The sequence below is a fragment of the Aquimarina sp. MAR_2010_214 genome (assembly GCF_002846555.1).
Classification (GTDB): Bacteria; Bacteroidota; Bacteroidia; order Flavobacteriales; family Flavobacteriaceae; genus Aquimarina.
The window spans coordinates 3,501,278-3,515,014 of record NZ_PJMS01000001.1; the positions used below are offsets into that span (position 1 = coordinate 3,501,278).

The following is a 13,737-nucleotide window of genomic DNA, read 5'->3' on the forward strand; positions in this document are numbered from 1 at the left end:
TAACAAATGAAAGATGTGATTAACTGTATTTTGTAAAATTTAGTTAATCTTCTGATAAAAACAAAGTGTTTTGTTTAACAAATCATTATGAATTGTTTTATGATATAAATCATATTTGTCTATAACTCCTTTTTTTATTTTTACAAAATTAAAGATAAAAAGGTCTTTTTATACTAATTTAAATTAATAGTAACTATGTTATCTAAAAAACAAGCACGAAATTTCTTTTTGGGAGGAACATTGGTCACTTTTTTAGCATTTATTGGATTGACAATATACTCTTTTAGTGAGGATCAGGATCAATCAAATTACACCGAAATAACAGAACAGGTGGTGCGAGGAAAAACACTGTGGGAAACCAACAACTGTATGGGGTGTCATACTATTTTGGGAGAAGGAGCCTATTACGCACCAGAATTAACAAAGGTTTTAGATCGAAGGGGAGAAGGATATGTAAAAGCAGTTTTAATGACCCCTGTTCCTTGGGCGCCTAATGGTAGAAAAATGGTTGCTTATGGTTTTTCTGAGGAAGAAGCAGGTGATCTTATCGCCTTTTTTGACTGGATTGATGATATAGATCTTAATGGTTTTGATACTGTCGTGTCTCCATTAGCAAAAGACAAAAACTAACTAATTAAAATATACATAGATGAAATATAAATCTCAAAAAGTAGCGTATTGGTTCTTTGCCTTATCTATGCTACTGTTAGTCTTACAAATTACTTATGGATTTATTATGGGCTTTGCTCGTATTGGCATGGATGGATTACATGAGTTTATTCCTTTTAATACAGCCAGAGCAGTGCATACCAATTTATTAGTAGTTTGGTTGTTATCAGGGTTCATGGGAGCAGCATATTATATCATTCCCGAAGAAGCTCAACGAGAATTGGTAAATGTGAAATTAGCTTATGTACAACTAATTTCTTTGGCCTTAGTAGGTGTTGCAGCTATAATTGGTTATCATTTTAATTGGTGGGAAGGGCGTAAATTCCTAGAAATACCTAGACAATTGGACTACTTAGTCGTTATTAATGTATTGTTATTTTTAGGATTAATATTAGCCACTTTGTTTAAAGGTAAACGAAGAACGACTACGGCTTTGGTACTCTCTATGGGATTATTATTTGCCGCTCTACTTTATATTCCAGGAATGCTTCCTTTTGATAGCCAGGTAACAGATTCTTTCTTTCGTTGGTGGGTAGTACATTTATGGGTAGAAGGTGTTTGGGAGTTGATCATGGGAGGGATCTTATCGTTCTTATTAATCAAGCTTACCGGAGTAGATCGAGAAGTTATCGAAAAGTGGTTATATGTAATTGTAGGATTAACATTCTTATCAGGCGTTTTAGGAACAGGACACCATTACTATTATATAGGGGTGAATAAGATATGGTTAATTGTCGGAGGTATATTCTCTGCACTAGAACCTTTAGCATTCTTGGCAATGGCACTATTTGCGGTAAATATGTATCGTAAAGGCGAAAAAAGACATCCCAATAAACTTGCTTTATTCTGGACTTTAGGGGCTGCTATTGTATCATTTTTAGGTGCTGGGTTATTAGGTTTTGCTCATACCTTACCTCAAACTAATTTATACACACACGGAACCCTAGTAACAGCTATGCATGGTCATCTTGCTTTTTGGGGCGCATATGCTATGATCGTTCTTGCTATTATTAGTTATAGTTTACCCAATATGACTGGTAGAAAATTATACCTAAGTCCGCGCGGAAGAGCTGCTTTTTGGTTGTCGAATATCGGTATGATAGGGATGACAGTTGCTTTTGGAGTTGCAGGAGTAGCACAGGTATACTTAGAACGTAAGTTCAAAATGGATTTTATGCAAGTGCAAAACGAAATAAGCATTCATTTTGTAGTACTTCTTCTATGTGCTACAGTATTAACAATTGGTATAGTATTATACATTATGGATTTTATAAAACATGGTCGCCCTAATGATGAAGCTATAGAATTACAAGACGAATCATATAATTAATTGATATCATGAAAAACTTAAAACTAAACGTATTATGTATTGCTTTGTTAGCAATTGCAGTGAGTTGCAAAAGCGATAAAAAAGGAGGAGAACCTGATTATTCTAAAAAAGTAGACACAGAAACAACTAAGGGGATTCAAATATCTGATGCAGAAATAGAAAGAGGTAGTCAAATCTATTTTGATAAATGTGCAGGATGTCACGGATCAAGTAGAAAAGGAGCTACAGGACCTTCATTATTACCTGATGGAGATGGGAAATATGTATCTATGAAAAATCTGGGCACGGCTGGGATTAGAACCTTTATAGAAAACGGTACTCCTAGTGGTATGCCGGAGTGGAAAGGTATTTTGCCAGAAAATGATATTGAATTACTAACACGTTTTTTACAGGTAGATCCACCTGCAATTCCACCGTATGGAATTGGTGAAATAAAGGCAAGTTGGAAATTAATAGTTCCTGTTGCAGATAGACCTACCAAACCAGAACATAAAAGAAATATAGATAATTATTTCGGAGTGATCATGAGGGATGCTGGTAAAGTGGCTATAATAGATGGAGATACAAAAGAAAAATTAGCCGTACTTAAGACCGGTTTTGCGGTTCATATTTTAAGAACTTCTGCTTCTGGAAGATATATTTATTCTGTTGGGAGGGATGGTAGAATAACGATGATAGATACCTATACCGAAACACCAACCATTGTTGCAGAAGTTAAAGGTGGTTTTGATGCACGTTCTGTAGAGGTGTCAAAATATAAAGGTTTCGAAGATAAATATCTGGTCTTTGGAGGATATAGCCCAAGTCATATAGCTATTTTGGATGCTCAGACATTAGAACCTTTAAGTGTAACCACAACATCGGGTAATGCATGTGATGGAGAGAAAGAATTTATAGAAGAAGCCCGTGTAGCATCGATTGTGGCATCACATACAGATCCGGTATGGATTTGTAATGTGAAAGAAACAGGGATGGTTTGGATTGTAGACTACACAGATCCTAGAAAACCAGAGATGACTCAAATTCCTTCAGCAAGGTTTTTGCATGATGGAGGATGGGATTCTACAGGACATTATTTCTTAGTTGCAGCAAATGCCAGTAATAAAATTGTAGTGATTGATGTACCTAATAAAAAATTGGTAAAAATCATAGAAACAGGTATCAAACCTCACCCGGGGAGAGGAACAAATATTAAAAACAAATTAGGAAATCTTTGGGTAACTTCTCACTTAGGAGAAAATAAACTATCGTTTATTAAGACGAATCCGGGAGAGGGGCAATGGACAGTTGTTAAAGAAGCCAAAGCTCCTGGTAGTGGTGGTGGAGCACTATTTGTAAAATCACATCCAAAATCTAAAAATTTATGGGTCGATAGAACATTAAATCCAGATGCCAAATTAAACTCTGTAGTTGATGTTTTTGATACGAATACATTAGAGTTAAAGAAAACACTTCCTGCTCCAGAAGGAGTAAACGGTAGAGCCGTTCATATGGAATACAATAAAGCAGGTAATGAAGTTTGGGTTTCTTATTTTATGGGAGAGAAAAGTGCTGTAGTAATCTATAATGATAAAACACTAAAAGTTAAACAAATCATTCAGGGGGATTGGGTAGAAAACCCAACTGGTAAGTTTAATGTTTACAATACAACCCACGATATTTACTAAATATTTTATGCCCATTGATAGTGTATGATAATACTTCTGTCAATGGGCTTTATAAATAAAAAGAAAAAATATGAGAGCCTATCGATTAGTATTAGGTATGCTTTTAGTATATACATCGAGTTTTGCTCAAAAAAAAGAGCGCGATTCTGTAGATGTAGAACAACTAGAAGAAGTTGTGATTACGGCACAATATACACCATATTCAGAAAAAAACGCAGTATATAAAGTACATGCAATACCTTCAAAAACAATTCAAAAAAAAGCAGCTAATAACTTAAGAGAATTATTACAACAAGAATCAAATATAGATTTATCACAAAACTCGGTTTTTGGTACAAGTATAGAAATACAAGGAATTTCAAAAGAAAACATAAAAATTCTAAAGGATGGAGTCCCTTTTATGGGAAGACTAAATGGTATTATTGATTTAAATCAAATCAATCTATCAAGTATTGAAAGAGTCGAAATTATTGAAGGCCCTGTGTCTGTTTTTTATGGAACAGATGCTTCTGGAGGAATTATAAATCTTATTTCTAAGAAAAATCAAACTGAAATCCTTAAAGGAGATGTATCTACTTATTATGAAGATATTAATGCTTTAACGGTTAATGGAAACCTGGGGTATAAATTTGGAAAAAACCAATTGAATCTTAATGGAGGTTATTATGATTTTGATGGATTAAGCACTAACGACGCTCTTAGAAATCTTAACTGGGAAGAAAGGAATCAATATTTTGGAGGAATTTCATATACGAGGAATTTTGGCAAATTAGACGTAGTCTACGACGGAAATTTCTCTAAAGAAAAGTTGTTTTCTGTCGGAGATCCAGATAGGAGAGGAGATATTAAAGATAAAGATTATCATACCAGAAGAATTGATAATAATTTGAACATAAAAGGAGATATATTTAATAACAAATTTATAACTGCAACTGTTTCATATCTAGATTATCAAAGATATCATGACACTTTTGATGTTGATCCAACGACTTTAGAACGTAAACTATCAGAGAGTGATAGCAAAGAAGATAATATTGTCAAATTTAATTACTCGGGAGTAAAGGCGCAATTAGGTAAAAATGTACAATCTGAAGTTGTTAACTATGCTTTCGGGACCGATATTAATAATGAATATACAAAAGGAAGTAGAATTTTGGATGAAGAACAATCGTTATTTACTTCGGCTTTTTACGGAAGCTTAAATTATAAACTAACGAAAAACCTGGAAGTTCAACCAGCTGCCAGATATACATGGAATAGTAATTATGGCTCATTGCTTTCACCAGCATTTAATACGCTTTATAAATTAGGGAATAATCATAAGATACGTCTTTCGTATGCACAAGGTTTTAGAGCACCTTCTTTAAAAGAGACTTATTTAGATTTTCAAATAAGTGCAGGCCCAGTGACTTATATTATAAATGGAAACGAAGATCTGGAGGTAGAAAAATCAAATAGTTTTAATTTGAATTATAATTTTCACCAACCATTAGGTGTTTCTAAATACTTTTCTGTAGAACCATCATTTTTCTATAATGAAATTTCAAATTTGATAGCTTTAAGTGAATTTGTTGATAATGAAAGACAATACATCAATATTGACAAATTTAAATCTTTGGGAGGTACACTCAAACTTTCTTATAAACCTATTACATCTTTATTAGTAAAAACAAATTTTTCATTAATAGGGCGATACAATAAATACAATGAGAAATTCGATTCTATTGAATATCTATATTCTCCCGAGGTCTCTGTGAATTTAAGTTATGAGCTTGAAAAAGTAAGTGTAGCATTGGATGTCTTCTATAAATTTTCTGGCGAAAGAGAAGGGTTTATTATTGACCCAGATAATGCAAATAATTTGATGAAGACGACTAGAAAAAGTTTTAATAATCTAAACACAACTATTTCTAAAAGATTTTTTAAAAACTCTTTCATAGCTTCTATAGGAGCCAAAAACTTATTTGATGTACAGGATATTGAAGCAGTAGATGAAGCAGGTAGTGCTCACTCCAGAAATATGCAATTATGGGGTAGGTCGTTTTTTGTAAAAACAAGTTATCGTTTTTAGTGATAAACAAATTAAATCATAATAGTGAATAACAAGGTCTAGAAAGTGATCCCAAGTTAGTGTTTTACTAGTTTGTATAAAACTTAGAATATTCTGTGAAGCCCCCATATCAAAGTTACTTCTGTTTTATACGATCACTTTTTAGACCTTATATAAATGTTTGATGATGCCAAGTATTACAACTGAAGAAAAAAATAATATTAATTCTAAGAAATTAATGATACCATTCTATAAACCAATAAAAAAGGAAATAGAAGTTTTTGAACATTCTTACAAAAGCAAAATTCCGTTTTTATTAAAAGGACCTACAGGTACCGGTAAATCAAGGTTTATTGAGTATATGGCGTATCAATTAAGCAAGCCCCTAATTACAGTTAGTTGTCATGAAGAGACCTCTTCTACAGATTTAATAGGTAGGTATATTATCAAAGGAGCCGAGACCATCTGGTTGGACGGCCCATTAACTACCGCAGTTAAAACAGGAGCCATTCTTTATTTGGATGAAATTGCAGAGGCAAGACCAGATGTGATTGTTGCTATTCACTCACTTACAGATCATAGAAGAGAATTGTTTATCGATAAATTAGGAGAAACCATAAAAGCGCACCCAGATTTTATGTTAGTTGCCTCTTTTAATCCAGGGTATCAACGAGGGTTTAAAGAGTTAAAACCTTCAACAAGGCAGCGTTTTGTGGCAATATCTTTTGATTATCCAGATTCTAAAATCGAAGCAGATATTTTGATAAATGAAACAGATATTCTTCCGGCTGATGCCAAAAAACTAGTAAATATTGCAAACAAAATTAGAAACTTAACCGAGTTAGGCTTAACTGAAACCGTTTCTACACGACTGCTGGTAGATGCCGCAAAATTAATTCATTCTGGTTTGCCAAAACGTCTCGCAGCACATGTGGCTATCGTAGAACCTCTCACAGATGATCTTGAGGTGATCAATGCTTTAAAAGATCTATGTGACTTGATGATATAATTTAAAATATAGAATGTTTGGTAATGAATGTTTAGCTACACTATACCGAAATGTAACAGATCAATATTAGAAAACATGTTTGAGTTTGAACCAGATGAATATATCTTTACCAAGTTTGCCCATTATTTCAAACGGCGTAGAAAGAAAAAGGAAGCAAACTTGGCTTATGCAATAACATTAAATGACATAAAACCTCGTTTAACCATTTTTGCAAGAGCCATTACAGGTAAACCTATCGAAATTTATGAAGCTGAAAGAGAAGGTGGTTATAAAAATAACAACTTCTTTTTACCTTCAAAATATGCTGAATTCTTATCAGTCGAAGAAAATATTTCTTTTTATCTGTTCAGGGTATTGTATCTAGCTACTCAAAAAAATTTAGATTTGAATTGGAATGACACCTCAGAACATTCTGTAGACGAATCCCGAACACTAGCCTTAGATACTTCATCAAAAGTACTGAAGTATTTATTTGAAGACTTTCCGATCACCGAGAATTATTATCAAAAATTCATAGAATATTATACCAAAAAAACTAAAAAAGAAACACCAGTAGATTATTCATTTATTTATGGGAAGTGGATGCGCAATATTCCTGAAGAAATGCTCAATGATACTTTGAATAACTTCACCGAAAAAATAAAAACTACTAATCCAGAGCAGCCAAAAACAACGTTGAAAGCTAATGCGGTAGAGGAAATAATTTCAATTCAGATAGATGAAAAACAAGTAGAAGATGCTGTCTTACAACATCAGTTTGAAAAGGTGGAAACGGCAGATGAATTCGGAGGGAATTTCAGAAACATGGATGGAGATGATGAGCTAGATGATCATGCTAATGCTTTAGAAGATTTAAATATGAAGTACACTGTGCGAGTTGATGACACCGCACATTCGGTTTATCAGGCGGATTTTATAGAAAATACAACCATTGCAGAAAGTGCCGAAAGAAATGAAAAAGGATATTTTATCCCTTATGATGAATGGGATTATGCAAAGCGCACCTATAAAGACAATTTCTGTAAAGTATATCCCAAAACCATTCTAAAAACAGATGTAGAATATTATAAAAAAACAATATCTAAGAATGGATCTACGCTGCTTGGTTTACGAAAAATGTTGACAACAGTTAATAATAGATACCAACAGCAACGTAGACAAACACAAGGAGAAGAATTTGATTTAGATGCCATAACCGATTTGTTTGTCGATGTACATTCTGGAGTAACTCCATCTGAAAAAATATATTTATCAAAACAAAAAAAAGAAAAAGACCTATCCATTTTACTATTGTTAGATAGTAGTTTATCTAGTGATGGCTATGCTGCTGGTAATCGGGTTATCGATGTAGAAAAACAAGTTTCCATTCTTTTTGGTGAAATATTAGATGAATTTAATATCGATTTCTCAATCAATTGTTTCTATTCGAAAACCAGAAATCATTCTAGTTATGTAACAATCAAAGGTTTTGATGATAATTGGAGTAAAGCAAAATTTAAAATAGGAGCTGTAGAGCCTGGAGGATATACTCGCATAGGACCGGCACTTCGACATTCGGGAGCATTATTGGATAAAAGAAATACGAAGAACAAATGGATTATTCTTATTTCTGATGGAAAACCAAATGATTATGATAGATATGAAGGGAAATATGGAATCAATGATATAAAACAAGCCTTACGAGAACTTAATGAACGCCAAATAAATTCATATGCCCTGGCAATTGAAGCACAGGCAAAATACTATTTGCCACAGATGTTTGGGCAAAACCATTATCAAATTTTAACAACACCAGTAGAACTACTACAATCATTAGTAAAACTCTACGAGAAGATTAAACACCAAAATTAAATGAACTCTTTTTTATCAGAAATAGAAAAATTACCAGAGGGACATCCGGTAAAAGTGTATTATCAGGAAAGTGAACTAATTCAGGAATTATTATCAGAATTATACGAAGCAGATGCGGTAAAAGATTTTCAAAAGTATTTTAATATATTCAATCAGCTAACTACAATAGAAAAACGATTTGCTCGAAAAGAAAACCAATTATTTCCCTACTTAGAAAAGCATGGTTGGAATGGCCCCAGTCGTGGTATGTGGTCGTTTCATGATAATTTAAGAGACCAGATAAGGTTATTGAATACGTACAATGCAGAGAGAAATACTTCTAAAATATCAGAAAACCTTCCATATTTAATTGAAGGTATAAAACGTCTTTTGATTATCGAAGATATGCGATTATTTCCTAATGCTATGCAAATACTTTCCGAAGCAGACTGGAAAGAGTTTTATGAAGGAGACGAAGAAATGGGGTGGATGTTATCCGAAAAACCAATTCCATATCCTGAAAGAGAAGCATCATATATTCATCCAAGCGAAGATTTTACAGAACGTGATTTATCTTTTTCGTTAGAGAATACTTTTCATTATGATGAAGGATATATGACTCCTGATCAGGTAAACTTATTACTTCGATATTTACCAGTTGATATTACATATGTAGATGAAAATGATAAAGTTATTTTTTATAATCGGGGAGAGGATAGGGTTTTTCCCAGAAGTAAAGGAATTATAGGAAGAGAAGTTCGTTTTTGTCATCCGCCCAAAAGTGTGGATATGGTATTGCGTATTGTAGATGAATTTAGAGCAGGTACAAAAGATGTTGCAGAGTTCTGGTTTAATTATAGAGGTCAGGTAATTCATATCAGATACTTTGCTATTAGAGATAAAAACAAAAATTATAAAGGAGTTATCGAAATGTCTCAGGATGTAACCGATATTCAAAAACTGAAAGGTGAAAAACGATTGTTAGATTGGGATTAAATGAAATATCAGGGTAAGAATATTGTAATAATGCTATTTGTTTTTGTGTTACTCCTCGCTTGTAAGCAAAACACAAAAGAGTATTCATTAGTGTTTGTGAAAAATAATGAGGTACAGTACTCTGATTTAAAAACTTTAGACGCTCCCGAAAAAGTATTATTGTCTTGGTATTTATATGCCTATGGAAATGAATGTAATACCAATTCTTTAAAAGTCAAGTGTCAATTATTAAAAGAAATGAATATCAATGATGAATGTAACCCCGAGCATTTAAATACTTTATTACAATGGTTTTCTGGTGATATGTTGGTGGTGTATAAATTAAATAGATGTCCCAATATGGCAGTTAATTCAGCCATTCAAAATACGATAGATGATATCACTTTAGTAAGATCATCAGATACATTGTCTATTACAATCAAAGTGAGAGGGGTAAACGAATCTCAGGAAAAAAGCTGGAATATAGTTCAAACGGAGACTTTTTTAATAAAAGAAAGAAATTTGCAAAGAATAAAAAGACAATAAATGAAAATATCAGAAATAGATCATAAAAACATATTTTATCCACCGGGAGGAATCTTGTTATGGATCATCATTTATTTGGAATTATTAACCTTTGGAATTGCTTTGATTGTTATGGTGTTTTATGGTAAGCAAGAACCAGATATTTTTCATACTTCGAGATTACTATTAAATCCCACTTTTGGGATGATGAATACTATTTTTTTATTGACAAGTGGTTTTTTAATGGCAATAAGTGTACGAGAACTGAAAACTCAGAATACACAAAAAGCAAAACAATACTTATTGTTGACAATGTTTTTTGGAATGCTTTTTTTACTATTAAAAACTATTGAATATTATGATAAAATTGAAGCTGGTTTAGGTATGGGATATAATACTTTTTTTAGTTTTTATTGGATGCTTACCCTTTTTCATGTAGTACATGTTATTGTTGGTTTGGTGATTTTGATTACCATTTATTATGGAATCCTAAAAGAAAAAAAATCAACCACAATTGAAGATGTAGAAGCCAGTGCTGCATTTTGGCATATGTGCGATTTAATATGGTTACTTCTTTTTCCTATAATGTATTTACTTTTTTAAAAATGAACAAAACTGCAATATATACCTGGATTCTTTTATTAATACTTACTGTAGTATCTGCTTTATTTTCTCAAGTTGAAGGGAAGTATATTGTTCTTGTTATCCTGATCCTATCAGTATTGAAATTTATTGGTGTTGCTTTTCAGTTTATGGAACTTAAAAATGCTCATTCCTTTTGGAAATATGCAATCATTTTTTTTGTTTTACTTTTTATGGTAATTGTAATGATTATATAAATTGTTTGTTATTATATAAAACTGGGTAATTTTTATTTTTTCAACCAAGCAATATAATTCTTATTTTACAATGTTTATACGTATGTCTACGGCAGTAATCGCTTTTTGTGTTCCCATTAGGGGGTTGATATCCATTTCTACTATTTCAGGAGCTGCTTCTACCAGTGCAGAGATACGTTGAATGATTTCAATAAAGAGGGTTTCGCTAACGCCCTCTTTACCACGAATACCTTGAATTAGCTTATAGCCTTTTAATGAGGCAATCATTGCTTGTATTTCTGGTTTTGATAAAGGACTTAAACCTGCAGTAACATCATTCATGATTTCAATATAAATACCTCCTAGTCCACATAGTATAGTATGATTAAAGCCAGGTTCTTTTTTAACTCCAACAAATAATTCGATACCGCTGAGCATAGCTTGAATCATAACACCGGTAGCATTGTTAATTTGCATGAGCTTATCAAAGTTTTGAGTAACTTCTTCTATAGAATTTACATTCAAAATAACGCCCTGTGCATCTGATTTATGTAAAGGGCCAACGACCTTCATTACTAATGGAAAATTCATCTTTGAAGCTTCAGTTATCAAAGTTTCTTTGTTAGATTCAACAATTTCTATAACTCTAGGTACACCAGCAGCATCCAAAAGTTGAGTTGCTTCAAAAGGTGATAAGTAGCCTGATTTAGCATTATCGATAACAGCTCTTATTTTCTTTACATCAACATTTGGCAATTGTACATCTTCTGTAGTAGGTGGTGGAGTTTTATATACTTGAGCTAAAGCTTTCCCTAAAACTACTTCATCAGGAAAGTTAATATTTCCTTTTTCTAAAAATGTATTGATTTCTTTTCGAGCATTTATAACTGATGGCAATACAGGAAAAATTGGTTTTTTACAAATATCCAATTTTACACTTAGTACATTGTAAACATTTTCTACATCAAACAATCCAGGGCTACCAAAAACTACAGCCATAGCATCTATATGATCAAACTTATGCTCACAATAATCAATAATAATACCCAATTGTTCTGCTGTTCCTGTAGCTAGAAAATCAATGGGGTTGCTCACCGAAGAACCTGGGTATAAAAAACTCTCAAGTGTTTTTGCATCTTTACCCTCGATAACCGGTATTTCTAATCCGCCTTTTGAGAGTTCATCAGATAGCATTACTGCAGAACCACCCGCATGCGTAATTATCGCAATATTTTTACCTTTAAGAGGCTTATAATTAAAAATTGAAGCTACACTTAATAATTCTTCTCTGCTACTACAATACACTATTCCTGCTTTTTTAAACAAGGCTCTTACCGTCATATCAGAGCTTGCTATAGCACCTGTGTGAGAAGAGGCAGCTCTACTACCTTCGGCTGTGCTTCCTGCTTTTATTGCTGCTATTTTAGCCCCTTTTCGAATTAGAGAGGAGGCATGTTTTAATAGTTTTTGCGGATTTTTAATTGCTTCTAAATAAAGTAGTTTAACTTGCGGATCGATGTTTGGATCATAATTCGTATCCATATATTCAAGTATTTCCTCTACACCTGTTTGAGCCGCATTTCCTACTGAATATACATTGGCAAATTTTACACCTAAAGATGCTCCTGCTTCCATAATAAAAACTGCTGTCGCCCCAGAACTTGAGATTAAATCACAACCTTTTTTATTATACTCGGGAATGGGAGTTGTAAAAACTCCTTTATATTTTTCGCATAAAACACCAATACAATTTGGACCAATTAAACAGCCATTTACACTATTTACAAGATTGGCAATTTCTTTTTCTAATTGTTGTCCTTCTTCATTAGTTTCTGAGAATCCAGCAGAAATAATTATGAATGCTTTTGTGTTTTTCTGTAGCGCTAAAACACGTACTGTTTCTAAACAATATTTAGATGGTATTGCCAGTATAGCCAAATCTGTATTAGGAATATCATTAACAGAGTGATAACTTTTTATTCCTTGTACTTTATCCTCCTTTGGATTTATAATATTAAGTTTTCCTTCGAACCCTCCCTCAAGAATATTTTTTACAATTTTTCCTCCAGGTTTTTTAATATCATTAGAACCACCAACAATAACAATGTTTTTGGGGTCTAGTAATTGTCTATTTATCATAAATCTGTTGATTTGAAACAAAAATAACTCGACCAACATCACTTATTTATGACTTATATCATATTATTTCTAGTTTGAATTAAAATTAGTAAATGTTAATGTAAGATAGACTTACCAAATACTTTTTAGAGTTTATTGAATACTATTTATGTGTAGATTTTTACTACGAAAAAACAAGCAATTTTTTATACATATAAGCTGATATTTATCATAATAATTCTGTGAGTTTGATGCTACCTTTAGTATAGAATTTAAAACTAATAGAATGAAAAAAAGAACACCTGTTTCCAAAATTATGACTTCCGATGTAATAACTTTAAATCACACTAATGGTTTAGAAACAGCGGAAAAGTTATTTAAAGATAATAATATTCGTCATATTCCTGTAGTAAGTGGTAATGCTATTACTGGTATGTTAAGCTACACAGACTTACTACGTATTAGTTTTGCAGATGCGGTAGATGTAGATGAGCGTGATGTTGATACTGTAGTTTATGAAATGTTTACTATAGAACAGGTAATGGCAAAAAACCTGATTAGCGTAAACTCTAATACTACAATCAAAGAAGTTGCAGAAATATTATCGAAGAAAGAATTTCATGCACTACCAGTAGTAGATAATGGTAAATTGGTTGGTATTGTTACAACTACAGATTTAATAAATTATTTACTAGAACAATTCTAACAACTCAGTTTTTATATAATGATAAAAAAGGAAGCATATT

The 13,737-nt window shown here is 32.5% G+C and carries 12 protein-coding genes; 11 read left to right on the top strand and 1 reads right to left on the bottom strand.

Features of this window, described 5'->3' with window-relative positions; translation table 11 throughout:
- Positions 1 to 195: 195 nt before the first annotated feature.
- The 10 genes from ATE84_RS15040 to ATE84_RS15085 all read left to right on the top strand — a co-directional run bounded on the left by ATE84_RS15040 (position 196) and on the right by ATE84_RS15085 (position 10,894).
- Complete coding sequence (locus tag ATE84_RS15040) at positions 196 to 630, top strand: cytochrome c (RefSeq protein ID WP_101448741.1); 435 nt, start codon at positions 196 to 198, stop codon at positions 628 to 630.
- A gap of 19 nt (positions 631 to 649) precedes the next feature.
- Positions 650 to 1,999, top strand: coding sequence for a cbb3-type cytochrome c oxidase subunit I (locus tag ATE84_RS15045; protein WP_101448742.1), 1,350 nt, complete (start codon positions 650 to 652; stop codon positions 1,997 to 1,999).
- An 8-nt stretch (positions 2,000 to 2,007) separates the two neighbouring features.
- Positions 2,008 to 3,666 carry a nitrite reductase gene (locus ATE84_RS15050; RefSeq protein WP_101448743.1) on the top strand — a complete coding sequence of 553 codons (1,659 nt, stop codon included), beginning with the start codon at positions 2,008 to 2,010 and terminating at the stop codon, positions 3,664 to 3,666.
- A gap of 70 nt (positions 3,667 to 3,736) precedes the next feature.
- The gene (locus tag ATE84_RS15055) at positions 3,737 to 5,737 is read left to right on the top strand and encodes a TonB-dependent siderophore receptor (protein ID WP_101448744.1); all 2,001 of its coding nucleotides are present in this window, start codon (positions 3,737 to 3,739) and stop codon (positions 5,735 to 5,737) included.
- 166 nt (positions 5,738 to 5,903) lie between these two features.
- Positions 5,904 to 6,725, top strand: a complete 822-nt coding sequence (locus tag ATE84_RS15060) for a CbbQ/NirQ/NorQ/GpvN family protein (protein ID WP_199176925.1) — start codon at positions 5,904 to 5,906, stop codon at positions 6,723 to 6,725.
- Between the two features lie 75 nt (positions 6,726 to 6,800).
- Entirely contained in the window at positions 6,801 to 8,576 is a 1,776-nt protein-coding gene (locus tag ATE84_RS15065) for a nitric oxide reductase activation protein NorD (RefSeq protein WP_101448745.1), read from the top strand.
- Positions 8,577 to 9,551 (top strand): DUF438 domain-containing protein, encoded by a 975-nt coding sequence (locus ATE84_RS15070; RefSeq protein WP_101448746.1) that lies wholly within the window; start codon positions 8,577 to 8,579, stop codon positions 9,549 to 9,551.
- Positions 9,552 to 10,076, top strand: a complete 525-nt coding sequence (locus ATE84_RS15075) for a hypothetical protein (protein WP_101448747.1) — start codon at positions 9,552 to 9,554, stop codon at positions 10,074 to 10,076.
- Positions 10,077 to 10,658, top strand: a complete 582-nt coding sequence (locus ATE84_RS15080) for a cytochrome c oxidase subunit 3 (protein ID WP_101448748.1) — start codon at positions 10,077 to 10,079, stop codon at positions 10,656 to 10,658.
- A gap of 2 nt (positions 10,659 to 10,660) precedes the next feature.
- The gene (locus ATE84_RS15085) at positions 10,661 to 10,894 is read left to right on the top strand and encodes a cytochrome C oxidase subunit IV family protein (RefSeq protein ID WP_101448749.1); all 234 of its coding nucleotides are present in this window, start codon (positions 10,661 to 10,663) and stop codon (positions 10,892 to 10,894) included.
- Positions 10,895 to 10,954: 60 nt separating this feature from the next.
- On the opposite strand, the gene ATE84_RS15090 is transcribed toward ATE84_RS15085, so the two are convergent.
- Positions 10,955 to 13,012, bottom strand: a complete 2,058-nt coding sequence (locus ATE84_RS15090; protein ID WP_101451049.1) for an acetate--CoA ligase family protein — start codon at positions 13,010 to 13,012, stop codon at positions 10,955 to 10,957.
- 265 nt (positions 13,013 to 13,277) lie between these two features.
- Here ATE84_RS15090 and ATE84_RS15095 point away from each other — a divergent pair, with 265 nt between their 5' ends.
- Positions 13,278 to 13,697, top strand: a complete 420-nt coding sequence (locus tag ATE84_RS15095) for a CBS domain-containing protein (protein ID WP_101448750.1) — start codon at positions 13,278 to 13,280, stop codon at positions 13,695 to 13,697.
- Positions 13,698 to 13,737: the final 40 nt, after the last annotated feature.

Bases quoted from the DNA above. Each gene is read 5' to 3' on its own strand.
- ATE84_RS15040 (WP_101448741.1), top strand. From the start codon at position 196: ATGTTATCTAAAAAACAAGCACGAAATTTCTTTTTGGGAGGAACATTG.
- ATE84_RS15045 (WP_101448742.1), top strand. From the start codon at position 650: ATGAAATATAAATCTCAAAAAGTAGCGTATTGGTTCTTTGCCTTATCT.
- ATE84_RS15050 (WP_101448743.1), top strand. From the start codon at position 2,008: ATGAAAAACTTAAAACTAAACGTATTATGTATTGCTTTGTTAGCAATT.
- ATE84_RS15055 (WP_101448744.1), top strand. From the start codon at position 3,737: ATGAGAGCCTATCGATTAGTATTAGGTATGCTTTTAGTATATACATCG.
- ATE84_RS15060 (WP_199176925.1), top strand. From the start codon at position 5,904: ATGCCAAGTATTACAACTGAAGAAAAAAATAATATTAATTCTAAGAAA.
- ATE84_RS15065 (WP_101448745.1), top strand. From the start codon at position 6,801: ATGTTTGAGTTTGAACCAGATGAATATATCTTTACCAAGTTTGCCCAT.
- ATE84_RS15070 (WP_101448746.1), top strand. From the start codon at position 8,577: ATGAACTCTTTTTTATCAGAAATAGAAAAATTACCAGAGGGACATCCG.
- ATE84_RS15075 (WP_101448747.1), top strand. From the start codon at position 9,552: ATGAAATATCAGGGTAAGAATATTGTAATAATGCTATTTGTTTTTGTG.
- ATE84_RS15080 (WP_101448748.1), top strand. From the start codon at position 10,077: ATGAAAATATCAGAAATAGATCATAAAAACATATTTTATCCACCGGGA.
- ATE84_RS15085 (WP_101448749.1), top strand. From the start codon at position 10,661: ATGAACAAAACTGCAATATATACCTGGATTCTTTTATTAATACTTACT.
- ATE84_RS15090 (WP_101451049.1), bottom strand. From the start codon at position 13,012: ATGATAAATAGACAATTACTAGACCCCAAAAACATTGTTATTGTTGGT.
- ATE84_RS15095 (WP_101448750.1), top strand. From the start codon at position 13,278: ATGAAAAAAAGAACACCTGTTTCCAAAATTATGACTTCCGATGTAATA.